The sequence below is a fragment of the Bacteroides sp. NSJ-39 genome, assembly GCF_014287315.1.
Classification (GTDB): Bacteria; Bacteroidota; Bacteroidia; order Bacteroidales; family Bacteroidaceae; genus Bacteroides; species Bacteroides finegoldii.
The window spans coordinates 157,369-178,320 of the sequence record NZ_JACOOB010000001.1 but is presented as its reverse complement, the minus strand read 5'-3'; the positions used below and the strand labels follow the sequence as shown (position 1 = coordinate 178,320).

Genomic DNA, 20,952 nt, shown 5'->3' with positions numbered 1-20,952 from the left:
ACACCTAGTAGCTTTAAAATCAATACTATATAGGTATAAATACAGAAAGTAATAATTTTATATACTTAAAACACAGTAATAATGAAGAATTTCATGGACGAGAACTTCTTACTGCAAACAGAAACTGCACAGAAGTTGTATCACGAGCATGCGGCTAAAATGCCGATTATCGACTATCACTGTCATTTAATTCCACAAATGGTAGCCGATGACTACAAGTTTAAATCACTGACTGAAATTTGGTTGGGAGGCGACCATTACAAATGGCGCGCTATGCGTACAAACGGTGTAGACGAACGTTTCTGCACAGGAAAGGACACCACAGACTGGGAAAAATTTGAGAAATGGGCAGAAACCGTACCCTATACTTTCCGCAATCCGTTATACCATTGGACTCATCTGGAACTGAAAACAGCTTTCGGCATCGATAAGATATTGAATCCGAAAACCGCACGTGAGATATACGATGAATGTAACGAGAAATTAGCTCAACCAGAATATTCCGCTCGCGGAATGATGCGTCGCTACCACGTAGAAACCGTATGTACTACCGACGATCCGATAGACTCGTTGGAATATCACATCAAGACATGCGAAAGCGGATTTGAAATCAAAATGTTGCCGACTTGGCGTCCGGACAAAGCTATGGCAGTAGAAGTTCCGGCAGATTTCCGCGCTTATGTAGAAAAATTGGCAGAAGTAAGCGACACCAACATTTCCAGTTTTGACGATATGATTGCCGCTTTGCGCAAACGTCACGATTTCTTCGCAGCACAAGGATGTCGCCTGTCCGATCACGGTATCGAAGAATTCTACGCAGAAGATTATACCGATGCGGAAATCAAAGCTATATTTAATAAGGTATATGGCGGTACTGAACTGACGAAGGAAGAAATTCTGAAGTTCAAATCGGCGATGCTCGTAATCTTCGGAGAAATGGATTGGGAAAAGGGATGGACTCAACAGTTCCATTACGGCGCAATCCGCAACAACAACACCAAGATGTTTAAATTGTTAGGTCCCGACACAGGTTTCGACTCTATCGGTGAATTTACAACAGCAAAAGCAATGGCTAAATTCCTCGACCGCTTGAACACAAACGGTAAATTGACGAAGACAATCCTCTACAACCTGAATCCATGTGCAAACGAGGTGATTGCAACTATGCTGGGTAACTTCCAGGATGGATCTGTTGCAGGAAAAATCCAGTTTGGTTCTGGATGGTGGTTCTTGGATCAGAAAGATGGTATGGAAAAACAAATGAATGCCTTGTCGGTACTCGGTCTTTTGAGCCGCTTTGTAGGTATGTTGACTGACTCCCGTTCATTCCTATCCTACCCGCGTCACGAATATTTCCGCCGTACATTGTGTAATCTGGTAGGACGTGACGTAGAGAACGGAGAAATCCCAGCATCCGAAATGGAACGTGTAAATCAAATGATTGAAGACATCAGCTATAACAACGCTAAAAACTTCTTCAAGTTCTAAGTAGTATATCAAAGTTATAAATGCCGTTGCCTGAATCCAACAATCAGACAACGGCATTTTTATAACATCTATTCAATTAATCTGCTGTAAACCAACAAAATAAGGAGGCAAAAACCTCCTTTTTCCTTGTACACCCTCAGGGATTCGAACCCTGGACCCACTGATTAAGAGTCAGTTGCTCTACCAACTGAGCTAAGAGTGCAATTTTTTTTCATTGCAACTCGGAATTTGTACACCCTCAGGGATTCGAACCCTGGACCCACTGATTAAGAGTCAGTTGCTCTACCAACTGAGCTAAGAGTGCTTATTTCCTCGTTTGCGGTTGCAAAAGTAGGTCTTTTATTTTATTTGACCAAACAATAATGCAGCTTTTTTACTATCTTTTTTCCGCTTTTATTCGAACACATAGAGCTCGGAAGGTGTATTTCGCTTTAAAGCAAGCAGTTGCACATCTTTGCCGACGATTACTCCTTTGTTCTTTAATTTCCATTCTACTGTTTTGAAAGCCAATTCCGGATGATTATTGTCTTTGCTTAAATGACACAACCAAATATATCGCAAATGTTCAGTGATATTTTCCGCCAAAAACTCCGCCGTATCAGAGTTACTCATGTGTCCGGTCCTACTCGCAATCCGTTCCTTCAGATATTGAGGATAAGGACCCATCTTAAGCATTTCCTCATCGTAGTTGGCTTCAAGTATCAGATAATGGGCTTTACTGATATAACGGGCAGCCGTAGGAGTAATTTCCCCAAGATCCGTCAAGAAAGAAAAGACTTTGCCGTCAATCTCAATGCAATATCCTACATTGTCCGTTCCATCATGTGGCACCTCAAAAGACTCGATACGAAAATCCTCCAACATCATGGGTTCCTGCTTTTCCAAATAACGGACTGACGAACTGAGTTTCTCTGTCATACAATAACTACGATTAATTCCGGCATGAATACGTGCGGTTGTATAAACAGGAATATTCATTTTTTCTCCCAGATTACCCACTGCTTTAATGTGGTCAGCATGATCGTGGGTTATAAATACCGCACGAATACTATCCATCAGGATATTATAATCTTTCAGTACTTTCTTGATTGTACGTATACCAATTCCTGCATCTATCAGTATCCCATAAGTTTCGGTACCCAGATAATAACAGTTCCCACTACTGCCACTCGCCAGGCTTATAAATTTTACTTTCATGTTTTATCTTTATCTTCTTTATTAAAATGCAAAATGCCGTCAACTTTTACAGCAAAGTGACGGCAAATATACGTAAAAAAGAAGAGAATTACCGAGAAGCTTTCTTCTTTTTGTCGATGGATTCGGTGATTTTTGCAAATAACAGTAATGCCACAGCTGCAATCAGCCCTATGGCAGCAAAATAATACCATATATAATGAGCATTTACGCTAGCTCCCTCCCACGCTGCCCGTGTCTCGAACAAAGCAGGATCCGGACAATACTTAGTGAGCAGAATTCCCGCCAGACCAAAACCGAAAATAGAAGAAAGAAACGAATGCAAATGGCTGAACCCTAAATACATTCCTTCTTCTCCTTTAGGAGCCTGCAAAGAGAAATATTCCAAATAACGCGGTGAAATAAAACATTCGGCAAGTGCCTGCACCACTATACCCGCAATCATCATCAGAGTAATATTGCTCATACCGGCAATAAGATCATTGCCCAGCAAATTCCCGCACGCCATCAGCAACGCAGAAACAGGAATCAGAAACATCCCCACATTCATCGAAGTAATCGCACTGCGTTTTGCCATCAGACGTGTGATAAAACTAACGCAACAAACCACCACAAACGGATTCACATTAGCAATCCAACCCGGTCTTGCCGTCTCTCCGGCCATACGAATCACATACTTGGGCATAGTGGCATAAAGTTGCTGCTGTACCATCCAGAAACCGGTAACAATTAGAATAAGAATCAACAAACGCCAGTTTGTAATGATTCGCATAAATCCTTGCCCAATCTCACGGAGTGTTTTTCCTTCGCCTGCCGTGTGTGTTGATTTATAAAGGAAAATAACAGCAAACAAAGCAATAACTGTCATCGTACCGGAAAAATAATTAATATAGATATATGCTTGCTCACCAATGACATTACGCAAAGGGTCGATTATTGTTTTACCGGTGAAAGCACCCACATTTACCATCATATAAAAGATGGAATAACCACGGGCACGGGTTGCTTCTGTTGTTTCTTTAGCCACAGAAGCAGAGATGATAGACTTAATGAAGGAGCCTCCCACCATAAGCACAAATAAAACCGGAACAATGATCCACCGGGTATAACTATCAGGCAAACCATTAAATTGAGTAGCAGTGCCATAACTAACCAGCCCTGCAGCTTCCAGCAAAGTGGGCAACACACCTAGCCCCAAATATCCGGCAGATAATAAGGAGAATGCTATAATCATTGATTTCCGGAAACCGATTTTGTCGGCATAGGCCCCGGAAAAAATAGGAAGCAGATATAAACCTCCGGAAAAAAGCCCGGAAATCATACTTGCTTCGAAATCGTTAAAACCTAAAATGGAAGATAGATAAATAGTGAGAACGATAAAAACGGCATAATATGCCATACGCTCAAACAGTTCGACTGTGTTGCTGACCCAGAAAGCTCTCGTAAAGCCTTTAGCAGCACGCTGAGGGGAATTGTCCATGTATTTATATTTTTGTTAAAATGTTAATTCGGGGCAAAGATACGTTTTTTTAGCTTACTGTCTGTATCTTTGTCAGAAATTAGGTACTAGAAAACTATGATTATAGCTGTTGATTTTGACGGAACGATTGTAGAACATCGTTATCCACGCATTGGTGAAGAAATTCCGTTCGCCATCGATACATTGAAGTTATTGCAACAAGAAAAGCACCGCTTAATATTATGGAGTGTGCGTGAAGGAACACTCTTGGAAGAAGCTGTCGAATGGTGTAAAGCCAGAGGTCTGGAATTCTATGCGGTCAACAAGGATTATCCTGAAGAACAAAAAAGCCATCAAGGCTTTTCCCGCAAATTAAAAGCCGACTTATTCATTGACGATCGCAATCTAGGCGGTTTACCGGATTGGGGGCTTATTTATGAGATGATAAAGAAGAAAAAAACATTCGCGGATATATATAGCCAAAATGATAATGAGCAGCAGCCTTTGAAGAAAAAGAAAAGATGGTTGCCCTTTTAACACTTAAAATGATAAATAAATGACTATATACATAAAAAATGTGATTAAATAATCAATTATTGAGATTATTCGGTGTATATTTGCATATCCTTATTTCTCGTAATCTCCGAAGATACGAGTATAATATGTTAATTTTGTTTGTTTTGTTTGTTGTGCACTCTTGTCAGGCGTGATCAGAGTGCACTTCTATTTATGCGCTTCTCTATTCTCCCACTTTTCTCTAAACTCCCACAATTGCTCTATAGTAGGATGAAAAGTCGGGTTTTCCCAATTTCTGGAAATCATTGCAATTAATGTTTCCAAATAATGTTTCCCATCAATAATTGTTGTACACTTATTGATCTTAAATCTCTCTGTCGGATAATTATTAGTCTCAACCATTTTTTTTGCCCAATCCAGCAATTCCTGAACGGACTCATTATCATAAGTATGCTGTTCCATATCACACATTTTTCTACAAAGATACAAAGTTTATTATAAAATTATGAGAACAAAATCAAGATTTCTTATGTTTATCATAAATAAGAACAAACTTAAAATAGAATATCTTATGATTTATAACTTTTTATTTCCAACAAAACCCAACACAACAAAAACCTCTTTGTTGCTACTAGCAGTCCGGATAATCTTCGGAGTATTATTGATGAATCACGGAATACAAAAATGGAGTAACTTTCAAGAATTATCTGCCGTTTTTCCGGACCCACTGGGATTAGGCAGCCCCATTTCTCTCGGGTTAGCCATTTTCGGCGAATTGGTATGCTCAATGGCATTTATCGTCGGCTTTTTATATCGTTTGGCAATGATTCCGATGGCTTTCACAATGATAGTGGCATTTTTTATCGTTCATGCCAATGATGCATTTACAGTCAAAGAGTTGGCTTTCATTTACTTAATTGTGTTTATAATCATGTATATCGCCGGACCTGGCAAATTCTCCATCGATCATATCATCGGAAATGAAATGGCACGCCGAAAATTAAAATCATAAAAAACAGGGATTATAACCTAAATAAACAAAAAAGTATTATATTTGCAGATACACAAAAGAAAAAATATAAATATTTTTTATTAACTAAAAACTTTCTGACATGAAAAGAAACAAAATGTTTTTGGTTGCGGCAGTACTCAGCGGCAGCCTATTATTTAGTTCCTGTGTAGGTTCATTCGGCTTATTTAACCGCCTGACAACTTGGAATCAGTCTCTTGGTAACAAATTTGTAAATGAACTTGTATTTTTAGCCTTCAACATTGTACCGGTCTATGGTGTAGCTTACCTTGCCGATGCTTTAGTAATCAACTCTATTGAATTCTGGAGTGGTTCCAATCCTATGGCTAATGTAGGTGACGTAAAGAAAGTTAAAGGAGAAAACGGTAACTATATGGTAAAAACGCTGGAGAACGGCTACTCTATCACTAAAGAAGGAGAAACTGCTTCTATGGATCTGATTTACGACAAAGAAGCCAATACATGGAACGTTGTTGCAAACGGTGAAAGTGCTGAACTTGTAAAAATGAATAATGACGGTACTGCTGACTTGTTCTTGCCGAACGGTGAGAAAATGAATGTAACTCTGGATGCTCAAGGTATGATGGCAGCTCGCCAAGCTACTACAAGCAATCTCATGTTTGCAGCCCGTTAACATAACAACCCAAGAATATATAATAAAGGAGATGGAACTGAACTCGACTTTGTTTCATCTCCTTTTTTCATCCTCATTACCACTATAATATTATCTCCAATCATATAAATTTAATGTTATGAATAAACTGCACATACACATCCTATCCATATTCTCATTCATCTGCTTATCTTGTCAGCAACAAACACCCCAAAACCAAATAGAGCAAGCAGCCGTAGACTTTTGCGAAGCCTTTTATAACTTCAATTATCCAGTTGCCGAAGAGTGGAGCACTCCTTCTTCCCTATCCTATCTTAGCTTTTTAGCCTCCAATATACAGCAGAAGCATATAGAACAATTAAAAGCACAGGGAGCAGCCAAAATATCTGTCGTTTCCAGCGAAATAGATGCTAATTCCGAAAGGGCAACGGTCGTTTGCGAAATAAAAAATGCGCATATCATAAGTCCCATCAGTGGGGAAATGCAACAAATAAGTGTTCTGCGAGACACACTTGAACTAATGAGGGAACGCAATAAATGGCTAATCAGAATGGATATCCCACGGCAAAATGGAAAGCGAAATCACGACTAAACTTAGGATGAATAATAGGGAAACGCTCTTTCTTTGTTTCAAAAGCAGGATTAACCGCTTTCATACCTCCGTCAAAACGAAGAATAAAGAAATCCAGGTCAAGCCGTAAACCTAAACCATAAGCAACCGCTATTTGCTTATAGAATTTGTCGAACTTAAAAACACCCCCGGGCTGATTTGCATAGTTACGGATCGTCCAGATATTACCTGCATCCACAAATACGGCTCCTTGAAATTTCCAAAACAGTTTACTCCGATATTCAATACTCGCATCCAGTTTAATATCTCCCGATTGGTCCAACAGGTTTCCATTTCCGGAGAAAGAACCCGGTCCTAAATCACGCACGGCCCATCCACGTACGCTATTAGCCCCTCCGGAAAAATATTGTTTCTCAAACGGAATCGTTTTTGCATTCCCATAGGGTACTGCAATTCCCAAACCGGCGTGAAACGCGAATGAGTTACGGTGGTCAATCCGTATATTCTTTGCGAAATCAAATTCACCTTTCAGATATTGGGCATAGGGAATTCCTAGAATGGCATACTCACCATTATCATTCTTCCGGATATTGGCAACTTTGGACAAGGCATACAATATATTTCCCGCAGACTCAAAATTAAAGCGGATAGAATATGAATTAGAAGCAATAGTATTATTGACGATAGACCCACCTACACTATTATAATTGTAACTATATCCCATATTTACAATCAAGCGGTCTTGATAATTATATTGGAATATATGATTTTGCCCTTTATTGATATAATCTTCTCTGAATCTGTCTGAAATACGCGGCAAATAGAGAAAACCAATATTAATCAAATCGATACGATGTTGAATTTTCTGGCGTTGTGTCCATTTGTAACTCCAGTTGGCAGATGCCATCGTCCGCAGAAACTCCGGCCGTAACTGATAATTATACTGCAACCCGAACTCAGTGGTAGCCCTGATTCTACGTTTAAAGTCAGAAGAAAGAAAGGGAAACAAGAAGTTAGGAAAATTAATGCTCGTCTCTACCCCGTATTCGGTATAGTTGTTATTCGAATAGCCTGCCTGAAGTCCGGAGATCACCTCGTATGCCCCACGAAACTTTATCATAAAAGTCTCCGAACCACGAAATAGATTCCTATTCTGAAAAGCGACTGAAGCAGCCGCCCCCAAGTCTCCGGCGGAATTCGTTCCTTCCACCTCAAAAGACACAGACTTATGCTTGCTTTTTGTCAGCATTACATAGCAATCGAGCATTGTCGAATCTCCTAACTGAGTCTCAAAGAAACGGATATTAGTATATTTCAACGCCGACAAACGCCCAAAGCTGGAGTATGTTTGCTGCACATCGCGTTCATTATACAAATCTCCGGGACTAAAACGAAGGTTATCCGTCAACACTTTGGGACGCAAATAAAGTTTATCTTTATAGAAAATAGGATATCCTTTATAATGAATAGAGTCGTTGATTTCCACACTGCTCAATGCCGAAGATTGCAGGACATCATAATCAGTGATAAAATTAATCTTATTGATCCAATATTGTTGATGTGCTCGTGCCGAATCATTCGTATGAGCCTTGTAAGACCGCAAAAACTGAGTCAAATCGACCTTATAGGTATTACGGACAGTATCGGCAGTATAGCCTATATAGTCCTTATTAAATTTATAATAACCGTTTTGCAACAATTTATCCGTGATACGTTGCCTGTCCGCATCCAATACATTTACATCAAAATACATTCCTTGTTTCAACAGACTCCTGGCAGAATCCTGCTTGAGAAGCGCTTCTATTTTAGGATCGGATATATTATATTTAATGGACTGAACAACATACGGCTTTCCCGCAGTCACGTCATAGTATAATTTTATCTTCTTCTTTTTTATCTTTGTCGAACGTTTCACAGTAGCTGCCATATATCCCATATTATGCACAGCCTTCGTGATTTCCTCTTCAGAACGCAATGCTTCATCCTCATTATATATCACGGGAGCATCACCTATTCTCCGTAAAAACTTATTTCCCCACTTAGTAGAATCACGTCCGGAAAGATTGTAAACGTAAAGTTGGGTCTTTATCAGACTAAACCACTTGGCATTAGGATTCTGACGAACATACATTTTCAATGAAGAAGGGCGGATACTTTTCTCATCCGTACGAATTTTGACTTCATCCAACAGATATGAACCATCCGGCACAAACTTGGTGGCAGTGCACGAAGCAAATGACAAGACAGCGACAGAAGCAAACAAACAAAGAAAATCTCTCCTCATACGGTTCTTAATCGATAGCATAAAAAAAGTGATTACAAAGATAAATTATATTTTCCGATAGGGAAAATAATTTAAGAAAAAGAGAGGAAAGTAAAGGCAGATTGGAAATATCTTTATAGCTTTGCAAAAGAATATCAAATCTATGGCACCACTTAGTAAGAATAAAATAAAGTATATACACTCGCTGGAACAAAAGAAAATACGTAAAGAAGAACGAGTATTTCTAGCTGAGGGCCCAAAGCTGGTAGGCGATTTACTCGAATATTTTCCTTGCCGTTTTCTAGCCGCAACCTCATTATGGCTTCAGAGTCATCCGAATATATATGCGGGCGAGATAGCAGAAGTCTCTCAAGAGGAACTCTCACGGGCAAGTCTTTTAAAAACACCCCAACAGGTACTTGCAATCTTGGAGCAACCGCAATATACGCTAACTCCGGATATTGCCCGTCACTCCCTTTGTCTAGCATTAGACGATGTTCAGGATCCCGGAAATCTGGGAACGATTATTCGTTTGGCCGATTGGTTCGGGATTGAAGACATTATTTGCTCACAGAACACAGTAGACGTTTATAACCCCAAGACAGTACAAGCCACTATGGGTGGAATTGCCCGAGTAAGGGTACATTACACTTCTCTTCCGGATTTTATCCGTTCACAAGGCAAAGAGATACCCGTGTTCGGTACTTTTTTGGATGGACAAAATATGTATGAACAACCATTAGCCGCTAATGGATTGATTGTGATGGGAAATGAAGGAAACGGCATAGGGAAAGAAGTGGAAGCGTTAATCAATAGAAAACTGTATATTCCCAATTATCCACAAGGCCAGGAAACATCCGAGTCGCTCAATGTAGCCATTGCTACCGCAGTAATCTGTGCCGAGTTCCGTCGACAGGCCGCATGGAAGTAAAATCAAAGGGATAAAACAAATAAGGAAACAATATTTCTCCATTCTTCCGGGATGTATCAAGAAAGTCGTTCAAAGTACAAGAAGACGCAACTATAAGGACAGGAAGATTCTGTTGAAATACCGGGATGTTTTTAACAACCATCCCGGTATTTTTTATTTCTTCCATCTGATGTACAGACAACAAAACAATTAGTCCCGGCAGCCATTCAACGGACTCCACTTCTTCATTCAGTGGAAATATATTTTGAGCAACTCCTTCGTCGCTTATCTCCACTACCTGTTGCTTTACGAATCCGACACCGGGTATCAGTAAATAATGAGAAGCAAAACGTTTCATCATAACTAACGTGTTTGACGTCTTTGCTGCTGACGCCTACGTTGATTCATCTGGCGTTCCTTGCGCTGTTCCATTCTTTCCTGCTGGATATGTTGTTCCACTTCGATCTGCTCCGGCTTCTTCTCACGATGTGTTCCCGTACGGCGGCGGTTCATTTCTTCCGGTGTCAATCGTTGAACATCTTCTTTACCCTTCTCCTTCTCCACTACTTTCTTCAAAGAATCAGCCTTATGATCGGAGAGTTTCTTCAAAGAATCAGCTTCCAAAGCTTTTATCTTATTCAGTGAATCACGGACAGCAAAAGCAAGTGTATCCGTACAATGATAACGGGTCATGCTAAAGCAATCGGCCAACAATGCCCCTGCTTTTTCCTGTCTTTCCAACGGATAATAAATGAAGCCTTTTATCTCTTTCATCTGTCCCAATGTATCTGCAAAAAGACGGATTTTCTGAACACCGGGTTCGGTCACTATTGTCCAATGACTAACTGTATCTTTCTCGTAAATCACCTGCATTGCCATAGTGACAGTTCTTAAAGAATCGGCCAACATCGGTTCCAGAAAACGATACCGCACTTTCCACACCAACGTATCCCGATCTTTATAGTTAGAGTCAGTCGGCAAGGTAAACACATATTGATTGTTCATCATCTCACCTGTGAGGCGCACCATACGCTGCCACGGCCATACATCAATACTGTCTCCTTGTTTGGTTGTTTTCGGTTTCTTATCACGCTTGGCTATCAGATCGCCAACAAGTTCCTGCTCACTTTTCAAACGTACCTTTACCTTCTCATAAACTTTCGACAACACTTCTGTGTTACGTGTGTACCACACCATAGACGAATCAAACACAGCCTGCGTAGTTCCGTGTTTCCGAAAGACGGCATCAAGATACAACGCTTTCTTATAGTTCTCGCTATAAGGAAGGTTATCCCCCATAGACTTTGCCAGATGGTAATCGTATAACAAATTCTCCATCTCTGATTCAGGGATTACCCCACCGGGTCTTTTCACTTTACACCCGGCTACCGCAAAAACCACTATGCAGACAAGACACAGATGAAACCGAAACTTATTATTCATGATTCACACTTTTCTTTTCTTCCTTATCCAACGAATGATATGACTCATTCAGATATTTACTATAAAAAAGCAATAAAGCAATGATACCACAGCTAATAGCAGCATCAGCAAAATTAAAGATCGGACTAAAGAATATAAAATGCTCGCCACCCACAAACGGCATCCAAGCAGGCCAGTTCGTATCTATAATCGGGAAGTAGAACATATCCACAACTTTACCGTAGAACCAGGTAGAATATCCTCCTCCTTCGGGCATAAAGCTCGCAATCTGCGAATGTGTGCTTTCATTGAAGATCACTCCATAAAAGACACTATCTATAATATTACCCAAAGCACCGGTCAAAATCAAAGCCACACAAACAATATAGCCTGTTTTGAATCCTTTTTTTATTATCTTGTAGAGATACCACCCTATCAACGCTACCGCAACAATACGGAAAGTGGTCAGGAACAACTTCCCAAAAATCTCCATACCGAAAGCCATTCCATTGTTTTCGGTGAAATAGATATAAAACCAATCCGTCACACGTATGCTTTCATGCCAATACATATGAGTTTTAATCCAGATTTTAATGATCTGGTCAATAATCAATACGGAAAAGATAACGAGCAGAGCGATTCTCCCTTTCGTGAATAGTTTCTTCATGTGTTCATTATAAATTAAACATAACGAGCTACAAGTGCCGTGCGTAAACTTTGCGCAGCTACTTGTAGCTCGTCACTCGTAGCTTGTGTAGCTATCTATTATTTTTTACCGCTGTTTTTTGCTTCAATGCTTAATGTAGCATGAGGAACAGCACGCAGACGTTCTGCCGGAATCAACTTTCCTGTTTCACGACAGATACCATACGTCTTATTCTCAATACGTACCAAAGCTGCCTGCAATCCTTGTATGAACTTCAACTGGCGCTGTGCCAGACGGGTTGTTTCTTCTTTGGATAGCGTATTCGCACCTTCTTCCAACACTTTATAGGTAGGAGACGTATCATCGGTATCATTACCGTCCAATCCCATCAAACTCTTCTTCAACTGTTCATAGTCACGTTGGGCCAATTCCAGTTTCTCCATAATAATGGCACGGAATTCTTCGAGTTCCGCATCTGAGTATCTAGTCTTTTCTGCCATAATCTTACAATTTTAAAAGGTTAATCAATATAGTATTAGTAGTCTTTTATCACATTCACGAACAGTGAAAAATCGTCAAAGTTAAGCTCTGTACCGTCTTTCACTTCATCTACAAGTCCTAAAGATGTGCCTAAAACTTGGTTACAAATATAAGTATTATATTCTTTTACCGCATCATCTGTTTGCGTATTTTTCGAGATTGTTATTTTTATTTTGTCTGTAATCTCAAAACCGCTTGATTTTCGTATATTTTGAATACGATTTACCAATTCACGGGCAATGCCCTCCCGGCGCAACTCTTCGGTAACGGTTACTTCAAGCGCAACGGTCAGCTTACCTTCATTGGCAACCAGCCATCCCGGAATATCCTCACTGAAGATTTCCACATCCGCTGCTTCAATAACAGCTTCCGCTCCATCCAGGTTCAGCACATATTTTCCATTCTTTTCCAGCTCGGCGATAGCTTCCTGCGACATTCCGGCAACAGCAGCAGCCACTGCTTTCATTTGTTTTCCAAACTTCGGACCCAATTTCTTAAAGTCGCATTTCACCTTCTTTACCAATACACCAGCAGCACCATCTACAAATTTAACTTCCTTGACATTAACTTCATTCATTATCAAGTTCTTCACCGCTTCGATATGGGCTTTCTGTTCTTCATCTACCACCGGAACCATGATACATTGCAGAGGTTGGCGCACTTTGATATTCACTTTACGACGTAATGCCAATACCATAGACGTTACATCCTGCGCCATTTTCATACGGGCTTCCAGTTCTTTATCTATGCTATTTTCCTGGTATTCCGGGAATTTAGCCAAATGGACAGACACAACATTATCACGTCCTGTCGCTGTAATCAAGTCTGTGTACAACCTGTCGGCATAGAACGGAGCTATCGGCGACATCAATTTAGCCACTGTCTCAAGACATATATACAATGTCTGGTATGCAGACAGTTTATCTTGTGTAAATTCACCACCCCAGAAACGTTTACGATTCAGACGAACGTACCAATTGGACAAATTATCATTCACAAAGTCGGAAATCAAACGTCCAGCCTTTGTCGGCTCATATTCATTATAACAGGTATCTACCTCTTTTATCAACGTGTTCAACACAGACAGAATCCAACGGTCGATTTCCGGACGTTCCGCCATCGGCACATCCGCTTCCTTATATTCAAATCCGTCAACATTGGCATAAAGCGCAAAGAACGAATAGGTATTATATAAAGTACCGAAGAATTTACGGCGGACTTCTTCTATTCCATCTACATCGAATTTCAAGTTATCCCACGGAGACGAGTTGGTAATCATATACCAGCGCAACGGGTCAGAACCATATTTCTCAATTGTACTAAACGGATCGACAGCATTACCCAAACGTTTGGACATCTTGTTACCGTTCTTATCCAACACTAATCCGTTAGAAATTACCGCTTTATAAGATACACTGTCGAATACCATAGTGGCAATCGCATGCAATGTGAAGAACCATCCGCGTGTCTGATCCACTCCTTCTGCAATGAAATCGGCAGGATATACCTGACGGCTATCCAACAGTTCCTTGTTTTCAAACGGATAATGGATCTGTGCGTATGGCATTGAACCAGAATCGAACCAAACATCTATCAAGTCCATTTCACGCTTCATCGGCTTACCGTCTTTAGAAACCAGAATAATGTCATCCACGTACGGGCGGTGAAGGTCAATCTTGTCATAGTTCTGCTCCGTATATTCACCCGGAACAAATCCCTTATCCTTATACGGGTTCGACTGCATGAATCCGGCAGCCACCGATTTCTCTATTTCATTATAAAGTTCCTCTACGGATTCAATACACTTTTCGTCCGTATTATCTTCCGTGCGCCAGATAGGAAGCGGAGTTCCCCAATAACGCGAACGGCTTAAGTTCCAGTCATTCAAGTTCTCCAGCCATTTACCGAAGCGTCCTGTTCCGGTAGACTCCGGTTTCCAGTTGATAGTCTTGTTCAACTCCATCATACGCTCCTTGCAAGCTGTAGAACGGATAAACCAGCTATCCAACGGATAATAAAGTACTGGTTTGTCTGTACGCCAACAGTGCGGATAGTTATGGACGTGCTTTTCTATTTTGAAAGCTTGCTTACCAGCCTTCATCATCATGCAAAGAGCAATATCCAAAGATTCGGCAGCCTGAGCAGCCTTCTCATCATATTTTCCGTCCACCGTAAACTGCGGGTCATAAGCATTCTTCACCCATGCGCCTTGATATTCCTTATATTCATCTACATCCACGCATTCCTTGACGAATCTTTCATCCAGTTCATCCAACAAATAGAACTTACCGGTAAGATCTACCATCGGGCGGGTTTCACCTTTCTTATTTATCATGAACAATGACGGAATACCTGCCGCACGTGCCACATTCGCATCATCCGCACCAAAAGTCGGTGCAATGTGCACGATACCCGTACCGTCTTCTGTCGTCACATAATCCCCTTGAATAACCCGGAAGCCTTTATCGCTGACTTTCCACATTCCATCTTCGGAAACCTCTATCGGTTTCACCCAAGGAATGAGTTGTTCATATTCCATGCCCACCAGTTCCGTACCTTTATATTCGGCCACTACCTTGAACGGAACCAGCTTATCTCCCGGTTTGTAATCTTCCAGATTCAGGTCCGCAGCTTTCGGATTAAAGTGAGTATTTAACAACGCCTTAGCCAAAACAACCGTAATCGGTTCTCCATTATATGTATTGTATGACTGTACAACCACATAATCAAATTTCGGGCCGACACAGAGTGCCGTGTTTGAAGGCAATGTCCATGGAGTGGTGGTCCAAGCAAGGAAATAAGGAGTTCCCCATCCGGTCATTTCCGGTTTCGGGTTCTTTATCTTGAATTGGGCAACCATCGTCGTATCCTTCACATCCCGGTAACATCCCGGCTGGTTCAGCTCATGAGAGCTCAGTCCCGTTCCTGCTGCCGGAGAATACGGCTGGATGGTATACCCTTTATACAACAATCCTTTCTTATATAATTGCTTTAACAGCCACCAAAGGGTTTCAATATAACGGTTGTCATACGTGATATAGGGATGTTTCATATCCACCCAATATCCCATCTTGTGAGTCAAGTCCTCCCATTCTTTAGTAAACTTCATCACATCCTTGCGACAAGCAGCATTATATTCGGCTACGGAGATTTTCTTGCCGATGTCCTCCTTTGTGATACCCAACGCCTTTTCTACACCCAATTCTACAGGCAGTCCATGCGTATCCCATCCGGCTTTACGCTTTACCTGATACCCTTTCATCGTTTTGTAACGGCAGAAAATATCCTTAATCGTACGGGCCATTACATGGTGAATACCCGGCATACCATTAGCCGAGGGAGGTCCTTCAAAAAAAACGAACGAAGGACAGCCATCACGTTCTGTCATACTCTTGGCGAAAACCTGGTTTTCGTCCCATTTCTTCAGCACATCTTTGTTCACCTGTGAAAGGTCAAACTGCGAATACTCAGTAAATCTCTTACCCATAGCTATATCTACGATTTTACTATTTACAATTTACACTTTGAGGGGTATCCCCGTTTTTAAGGGTGCAAATTTACAAAAACATTTGTTTAGTTGAGCAAAAAGCAAAGACTTTTAATCGGAATCCTATAAAGTTAACGATTTAAACTGCCTGTGACCTAAACAAAACAGCCCTATCCTTGTTCTACTGAAAAACCTAAAAGCACTTATCTTATGAATTACGGTATTAGTATTTTATTCAGAGCAATCCCTTTGGTGATGGCACTCTTTTGCTTCGGATACGGAGCATTCATTTACGGTTACGGAGATGCAGGAGGTCGCGTTGTGGCAGGCCCCGTCGTTTTTTCACTAGGCATGATATGTATTGCGCTGTTCTGTACGGCGGCTACCATTATCCGGCAAATCATACATACTTATAACCGAGCCGCAAAATATGGATTGCCGATCCTTGGTTATCTGGCAGCTATTGCGACAATCATCACAGGAATATGCATCTTCAGTGGAGCTGATTCTCCTTCAGCATTCGTTGCCGGTCATGTAATAACCGGTGTCGGATTTATTACAGGCTGCGTAGCCACTGCCGCCACCTCTTCCACCCGCTTTTCTTTTATTCCCGGAAACTCTAAAAGCACAGGGCATGAAATTCCGAAAGGAGCTTTTTCCTTGGGTGAAGAACGTACGATGGAAGCCGTTGTAATCACCATATCTTTGGTTGCATGGATATGGGCATTTGTTTTATTAGCCAACAGCCACGTTCATCCGGCTTACTTTGTGGCAGGCCATGTAATGGTAGGTCTTGCATGTATTTGTACCAGCCTGATTGCGTTAGTAGCTACTATAGCCCGACAGATACGTAATGTATATTCGGAAAAAGAACGTTCACAATGGCCGAAGTTAGTGTTACTGATGGGATCTCTTTCCTTCATTTGGGGGCTTTTTGTAATTTTCGCGGACTCAGGAAGTACAAACGGTACTACAGGCTATATCATGCTTGGGCTTGGTTTAGTATGTTACAGTATCTCCAGTAAAGTAATCCTCCTGGCAAAAATATGGAGACATGAATTCAAATTAGCCAACCGCATTCCTTTGATTCCGGTACTGACTGCATTGGCTTGCTTATTCTTGGCTGCATTTGTATTTGAACTTGCCACAGTACATTCGGATTATTTCATTCCCGCCCGCGTCTTATCAGGACTGGGAGCTATCTGTTTTACCTTATTCTCCATCGTCAGTATCCTCGAAAGCGGTACTTCCGGGAAGGGATAAAACGGGAATAAATCAAAGCTCTTTTACCACAGATTACACGAACCTTCACAGATTAAAGATTAAAGGATTCATTCTTAATAGAAATAATCCAATAGGAATAATCTGTGCCAATCCGTGTAATCTGTGGTGAACTTTGAGCCACTGTCTTATTTTTTTAGTCTTACTTCATAAACATCACTTCTGCGATCTTTCAGATTACGTACGCTACCATAAGTATGCAGTTCATTCAATAAATCCAGATCCACATCCGAAACAAGAATCATCTCGGTATTAGGAGTCGCTTCCGCTCTCTTTCCGTCAGTCGGGAAAGCAAAGTCGCAGGGAGTGAAGACACCGGACTGGGCATATTGAATATCCATATTATGTACACGAGGAAGATTCCCCACACTTCCCGCAATAACTACAAAACATTCATTTTCAATAGCGCGTGCCTGCGCACATACCCGGACACGGGAATAAGCATTCTGCGTATCGGTCAGGAAAGGCACAAATAATATCTGCATCCCTTGATCCGCCATCAAACGGGATAGCTCGGGAAACTCTACATCATAACAAATTAAAACTCCGATTTTAGCGCAATCGGTATCAAATGTCTGCAACAACTTACCGCCACTCAACCCCCAACTCTTGATTTCATCCGGAGTGACATGCATTTTTTCATACATTTCGTATGTACCGTCCCGACGACAAAGGAATCCTACATTGTATAAAAGTCCGTCTTCTTTGACATACGGCATACTTCCGGTAATAATATTGATATTATAACTGATTGCCAGATTGATAAATCTGTCGCGAATTTCCTCTGTGTACTTCGCAAGCCCACGAATGGCCTGAGATTCTCCTTTATCATTATACTTCGACATCAAAGGAGCATTGAAATACTCCGGGAAAAGGACAAAATCACTTTTATAATCCGATACTGCGTCCACGAAAAACTCTACTTGCTCAAACAAATCATCCAATGTCTTATAACTACGCATCTGCCACTGCACCAAGCCTACACGGACTGTTGTTTTCGGATTAATATATTCCTGCGTAGGTGGCTGATAATAAATATTATCCCATTGCAACAAACAAGCATAATGTTTCGATTCTTCGTCATTAGGAAGATAATTGGTCATAACTTTACGGACATGAAAATCATTTGACAACTGAAAAGTTAGAACCGGATCATAGATTTCGCGCTGACGCACACGTTCGATGTATTCTTTCGGACGCATCTTATCAGCATATTTATGATAATTGGGGATACGTCCACCAAACATAATAGCTTTCAGATTCAATGTTTCGCAAAGTTCCTTACGGTATTCATACATACGACGTGCCAGACGCAAACCACGATAACCCGGATGAATAAACACTTCAATGCCGTAGAGGATATTTCCTTTAGGATTATGCGTGTTGAATGTTTCCTTGCCTGTCACTTGCGCATACGTATGGTCATTCTTCACTTTATCATAATCGACAATAATAGACAGGGCACAACCCACAATTTTATCATCGACAACCGTAACAATCTGTCCTTCCGGGAAAATATTGATTAACTTCTGAATTTGGGCGTGAGTCCAAAATACATCGCTACCATCTGAATAAACGCGGGTAAACGATTGAGATAACTGTGCGTAATCTTCTATCTGAAGATTGCGTATCTGCACTTTATTAATTTTTATCGGATGTTGTTCCATAACAATACGTGTTTTTATAAAAGATAGTGCAAAGGTATAGCTATTTATAGAAAAGATACTGTTCAAAGCTAGAAAAAAGAAAAAGCACCGCTTTAAGAGAGGGAAAGCACCGCTTTAACTAAGCTAAAGCAGTGCTTTAGCTATGGAAAATGAATGCTTTTATTTAAGTCTACATAACACATTGCAGATCTGTTTATTGCATATACAAACAATTATGACACCATACCATTGATTGGTACGATGTCATAATCTCAATAGAGTCATGTCAAGAGAGCAAAGTCATAATGACACGATGAAATTACACTAACCTATTTATTTTTCTTCCAAAGTTTGCTCATATCTTCCAGTGTCTTCCCTTTTGTTTCGGGTACCCAACGCCAAACGAAGATAGCAGCAGCCACACAAATAATGCCGTATAAACTATATGCAAACATTGGGCTGAAATCGTACAATGCCGGGAAAGTAGAAGATACAATATAGTTAAATATCCATTGGAAAGCCACAGCGATTGCCACCGCTTTACCTCGGATGGTGTTCGGGAAGATCTCCGCGATCAATACCCAGCAAATCGGTCCCCAGGACATCATGAAGAATGCTGCATACACAATCACTGAAAGCACCGGAAGGATCCCCTTTATTGCCATACTGTCACACATCGCCACTGCAAATGCACCAACAGCCATACCGATAGAACCGATTATCAACAATGGTTTACGTCCGAAGCGGTCTACAGTGAAGATAGCAACCAGTGTAAAGACAATGTTTACAATACCCATAATAACCGTTTGCATCATACCGCCGCCTTCCGCACCTGCATTTTCAAAAATACGAGGAGCATAATATAGCACGGCATTAATACCGATAGCTTGCTGGAATACAGATAGCAGAATACCGATCACAATTACCGCCACTCCATAAGTAAATATCTTCTCTGTCTTTTCGTGAGCGGTAGCTTTAATATCATTAAGGATTTCCTGTGCTTTTGTCTTACCATTGATCTTTTCCAGAATTGAGTAGGCCTTTCCATCCTGCTGTATCAAAACAAGATAGCGAGGTGTTTTCGGAACAAAGAACAATAACAGTCCAAAGAAAGCGGCAGGGAAAGCCTCCGAACCGAACATGTAACGCCATCCTTCATACACAGTCCACATATCAGATTCAGAACTGACAGACAGCACACCGGCTGCATCTTTCAAAATAACAGGATTCTGATGGTCACCCATAATCAGGTAATTCACAAAGTACACTACCAGCATACCGAAGATGATGGCAAACTGGTTACACGATACAAGCGTTCCACGAATATTGGAAGGGGCTATTTCAGCAATATACATCGGGCAGACTGCAGAAGCCAGTCCTACTCCGATACCACCTAAAACACGATACAAATTAAAAGCAATCAGCAAATCCATGTTCGGCTTTCCATATTCGAAGAATAAGAATTCCGGATAATAGGAACCTAATGCTGAAAGGAAAAAGAGTATGGCAGCAAGCCTTAAGGAGTTACGACGTCCCAAACGGGAAGCAAATATACCGGAAATCGCGCCCCCAAGTACACAGCCAATTAATGCACTGGAAGAAGTGATTCCATGCATTACTTTATTGTATTGAAAATCAGAGGCTGAAAGAAAAAAAGCTTCCAAGCCTTTCTCTGCACCGGAAATAACTGCCGTGTCATAGCCGAAAAGCAGTCCGCCCAAGATAGCGACAGAGGTTATCGAATACAGGTAGAGTTTACTACCCTCGTTCGTTGTATTAATCATGGTGATAAGTAGTGTTGTAGTAGTTAGATATATCACCACAGATTACGCAGATGAACACAGATAAATTCAAAAGAGAGAAGAAAAGAATCTGTGAAATACACG

18 protein-coding genes and 2 tRNA genes are annotated in these 20,952 nt (G+C 40.9%); 7 read left to right on the top strand and 13 right to left on the bottom strand.

The genetic code is table 11. The features are described 5' to 3' along the window. Nucleotides 1-81 precede the first annotated feature (81 nt). Complete coding sequence (gene uxaC, locus H8S63_RS00830; protein WP_186925431.1) at nt 82-1,488, top strand: glucuronate isomerase; 1,407 nt, start codon at nt 82-84, stop codon at nt 1,486-1,488. A 129-nt stretch (nt 1,489-1,617) separates the two neighbouring features. Here the strand turns inward: uxaC and H8S63_RS00825 are convergent. The 4 genes from H8S63_RS00825 to H8S63_RS00810 all read right to left on the bottom strand — a co-directional run bounded on the left by H8S63_RS00825 (nt 1,618) and on the right by H8S63_RS00810 (nt 4,162). Next, nucleotides 1,618-1,690 (bottom strand) — tRNA-Lys (locus H8S63_RS00825). A 29-nt stretch (nt 1,691-1,719) separates the two neighbouring features. Then, nucleotides 1,720-1,792 (bottom strand) — tRNA-Lys (locus H8S63_RS00820). An 89-nt stretch (nt 1,793-1,881) separates the two neighbouring features. Next, a complete protein-coding gene (locus H8S63_RS00815; RefSeq protein ID WP_007748368.1) occupies nt 1,882-2,685 on the bottom strand; it encodes an MBL fold metallo-hydrolase in 804 nt (267 codons plus the stop codon). 88 nt (nt 2,686-2,773) lie between these two features. Then, nucleotides 2,774-4,162 (bottom strand): peptide MFS transporter, encoded by a 1,389-nt coding sequence (locus tag H8S63_RS00810; RefSeq protein ID WP_186925430.1) that lies wholly within the window; start codon nt 4,160-4,162, stop codon nt 2,774-2,776. A gap of 96 nt (nt 4,163-4,258) precedes the next feature. Here H8S63_RS00810 and H8S63_RS00805 point away from each other — a divergent pair, with 96 nt between their 5' ends. After that, a complete protein-coding gene (locus H8S63_RS00805) occupies nt 4,259-4,678 on the top strand; it encodes a BT0820 family HAD-type phosphatase (protein WP_007748374.1) in 420 nt (139 codons plus the stop codon). A 186-nt stretch (nt 4,679-4,864) separates the two neighbouring features. Here H8S63_RS00805 and H8S63_RS00800 read toward each other — a convergent pair whose 3' ends face one another. Continuing rightward, nucleotides 4,865-5,119 (bottom strand): hypothetical protein, encoded by a 255-nt coding sequence (locus tag H8S63_RS00800; protein WP_022276325.1) that lies wholly within the window; start codon nt 5,117-5,119, stop codon nt 4,865-4,867. Between the two features lie 109 nt (nt 5,120-5,228). On the opposite strand from H8S63_RS00800, the gene H8S63_RS00795 reads away from it, so the two are divergent. The 3 genes from H8S63_RS00795 to H8S63_RS00785 all read left to right on the top strand — a co-directional run bounded on the left by H8S63_RS00795 (nt 5,229) and on the right by H8S63_RS00785 (nt 6,892). Further along, complete coding sequence (locus H8S63_RS00795; protein ID WP_032839120.1) at nt 5,229-5,669, top strand: DoxX family protein; 441 nt, start codon at nt 5,229-5,231, stop codon at nt 5,667-5,669. 100 nt (nt 5,670-5,769) lie between these two features. Further along, nucleotides 5,770-6,321, top strand: coding sequence for a DUF3332 domain-containing protein (locus H8S63_RS00790; protein ID WP_007748383.1), 552 nt, complete (start codon nt 5,770-5,772; stop codon nt 6,319-6,321). A 118-nt stretch (nt 6,322-6,439) separates the two neighbouring features. Beyond that, complete coding sequence (locus H8S63_RS00785; protein ID WP_022276327.1) at nt 6,440-6,892, top strand: hypothetical protein; 453 nt, start codon at nt 6,440-6,442, stop codon at nt 6,890-6,892. Here H8S63_RS00785 and H8S63_RS00780 read toward each other — a convergent pair. After that, nucleotides 6,846-9,155 (bottom strand): BamA/TamA family outer membrane protein, encoded by a 2,310-nt coding sequence (locus tag H8S63_RS00780; RefSeq protein ID WP_186925429.1) that lies wholly within the window; start codon nt 9,153-9,155, stop codon nt 6,846-6,848. The two genes, H8S63_RS00785 and H8S63_RS00780, sit on opposite strands and share 47 nt — an antisense overlap. Nucleotides 9,156-9,297: 142 nt before the next feature. Here H8S63_RS00780 and H8S63_RS00775 point away from each other — a divergent pair, with 142 nt between their 5' ends. Beyond that, the gene (locus H8S63_RS00775) at nt 9,298-10,065 is read left to right on the top strand and encodes an RNA methyltransferase (RefSeq protein ID WP_055278711.1); all 768 of its coding nucleotides are present in this window, start codon (nt 9,298-9,300) and stop codon (nt 10,063-10,065) included. Here H8S63_RS00775 and H8S63_RS00770 read toward each other — a convergent pair. The 5 genes from H8S63_RS00770 to ileS all read right to left on the bottom strand — a co-directional run bounded on the left by H8S63_RS00770 (nt 10,016) and on the right by ileS (nt 16,139). Further along, nucleotides 10,016-10,402 (bottom strand): hypothetical protein, encoded by a 387-nt coding sequence (locus H8S63_RS00770; protein WP_186925678.1) that lies wholly within the window; start codon nt 10,400-10,402, stop codon nt 10,016-10,018. The two genes, H8S63_RS00775 and H8S63_RS00770, sit on opposite strands and share 50 nt — an antisense overlap. A gap of 5 nt (nt 10,403-10,407) precedes the next feature. Next, nucleotides 10,408-11,487, bottom strand: coding sequence for a DUF4296 domain-containing protein (locus H8S63_RS00765; protein WP_186925428.1), 1,080 nt, complete (start codon nt 11,485-11,487; stop codon nt 10,408-10,410). Beyond that, the gene (locus H8S63_RS00760; RefSeq protein ID WP_007748394.1) at nt 11,480-12,133 is read right to left on the bottom strand and encodes a lipoprotein signal peptidase; all 654 of its coding nucleotides are present in this window, start codon (nt 12,131-12,133) and stop codon (nt 11,480-11,482) included. The genes H8S63_RS00765 and H8S63_RS00760 overlap by 8 nt, the downstream gene beginning before the upstream one ends. A gap of 98 nt (nt 12,134-12,231) precedes the next feature. After that, nucleotides 12,232-12,612 carry a TraR/DksA C4-type zinc finger protein gene (locus H8S63_RS00755; protein ID WP_004295883.1) on the bottom strand — a complete coding sequence of 127 codons (381 nt, stop codon included), beginning with the start codon at nt 12,610-12,612 and terminating at the stop codon, nt 12,232-12,234. Between the two features lie 35 nt (nt 12,613-12,647). After that, on the bottom strand, nt 12,648-16,139 hold the full coding sequence (gene ileS / locus H8S63_RS00750) for an isoleucine--tRNA ligase (RefSeq protein ID WP_186925427.1): 3,492 nt from the start codon (nt 16,137-16,139) through the stop codon (nt 12,648-12,650). 210 nt (nt 16,140-16,349) lie between these two features. Between ileS and H8S63_RS00745 the strand changes: the two genes are divergently transcribed. Then, nucleotides 16,350-17,402: a DUF2776 domain-containing protein gene (locus tag H8S63_RS00745; RefSeq protein ID WP_186925426.1), complete on the top strand. Its 1,053-nt coding sequence runs from the start codon at nt 16,350-16,352 to the stop codon at nt 17,400-17,402. A gap of 146 nt (nt 17,403-17,548) precedes the next feature. Here H8S63_RS00745 and H8S63_RS00740 read toward each other — a convergent pair whose 3' ends face one another. Together H8S63_RS00740 and xylE are read right to left on the bottom strand one after the other, a co-directional pair. Continuing rightward, nucleotides 17,549-19,087 carry a carbon-nitrogen hydrolase family protein gene (locus H8S63_RS00740; protein ID WP_007748417.1) on the bottom strand — a complete coding sequence of 513 codons (1,539 nt, stop codon included), beginning with the start codon at nt 19,085-19,087 and terminating at the stop codon, nt 17,549-17,551. Between the two features lie 308 nt (nt 19,088-19,395). Continuing rightward, nucleotides 19,396-20,850, bottom strand: coding sequence for a D-xylose transporter XylE (gene xylE, locus H8S63_RS00735; RefSeq protein ID WP_022276333.1), 1,455 nt, complete (start codon nt 20,848-20,850; stop codon nt 19,396-19,398). Nucleotides 20,851-20,952 lie beyond the last annotated feature (102 nt).

Bases quoted from the DNA above. Each gene is read 5' to 3' on its own strand.
- uxaC (WP_186925431.1), top strand. From the start codon at position 82: ATGAAGAATTTCATGGACGAGAACTTCTTACTGCAAACAGAAACTGCA.
- H8S63_RS00815 (WP_007748368.1), bottom strand. From the start codon at position 2,685: ATGAAAGTAAAATTTATAAGCCTGGCGAGTGGCAGTAGTGGGAACTGT.
- H8S63_RS00810 (WP_186925430.1), bottom strand. From the start codon at position 4,162: ATGGACAATTCCCCTCAGCGTGCTGCTAAAGGCTTTACGAGAGCTTTC.
- H8S63_RS00805 (WP_007748374.1), top strand. From the start codon at position 4,259: ATGATTATAGCTGTTGATTTTGACGGAACGATTGTAGAACATCGTTAT.
- H8S63_RS00800 (WP_022276325.1), bottom strand. From the start codon at position 5,119: ATGGAACAGCATACTTATGATAATGAGTCCGTTCAGGAATTGCTGGAT.
- H8S63_RS00795 (WP_032839120.1), top strand. From the start codon at position 5,229: ATGATTTATAACTTTTTATTTCCAACAAAACCCAACACAACAAAAACC.
- H8S63_RS00790 (WP_007748383.1), top strand. From the start codon at position 5,770: ATGAAAAGAAACAAAATGTTTTTGGTTGCGGCAGTACTCAGCGGCAGC.
- H8S63_RS00785 (WP_022276327.1), top strand. From the start codon at position 6,440: ATGAATAAACTGCACATACACATCCTATCCATATTCTCATTCATCTGC.
- H8S63_RS00780 (WP_186925429.1), bottom strand. From the start codon at position 9,155: ATGAGGAGAGATTTTCTTTGTTTGTTTGCTTCTGTCGCTGTCTTGTCA.
- H8S63_RS00775 (WP_055278711.1), top strand. From the start codon at position 9,298: ATGGCACCACTTAGTAAGAATAAAATAAAGTATATACACTCGCTGGAA.
- H8S63_RS00770 (WP_186925678.1), bottom strand. From the start codon at position 10,402: ATGAAACGTTTTGCTTCTCATTATTTACTGATACCCGGTGTCGGATTC.
- H8S63_RS00765 (WP_186925428.1), bottom strand. From the start codon at position 11,487: ATGAATAATAAGTTTCGGTTTCATCTGTGTCTTGTCTGCATAGTGGTT.
- H8S63_RS00760 (WP_007748394.1), bottom strand. From the start codon at position 12,133: ATGAAGAAACTATTCACGAAAGGGAGAATCGCTCTGCTCGTTATCTTT.
- H8S63_RS00755 (WP_004295883.1), bottom strand. From the start codon at position 12,612: ATGGCAGAAAAGACTAGATACTCAGATGCGGAACTCGAAGAATTCCGT.
- ileS (WP_186925427.1), bottom strand. From the start codon at position 16,139: ATGGGTAAGAGATTTACTGAGTATTCGCAGTTTGACCTTTCACAGGTG.
- H8S63_RS00745 (WP_186925426.1), top strand. From the start codon at position 16,350: ATGAATTACGGTATTAGTATTTTATTCAGAGCAATCCCTTTGGTGATG.
- H8S63_RS00740 (WP_007748417.1), bottom strand. From the start codon at position 19,087: ATGGAACAACATCCGATAAAAATTAATAAAGTGCAGATACGCAATCTT.
- xylE (WP_022276333.1), bottom strand. From the start codon at position 20,850: ATGATTAATACAACGAACGAGGGTAGTAAACTCTACCTGTATTCGATA.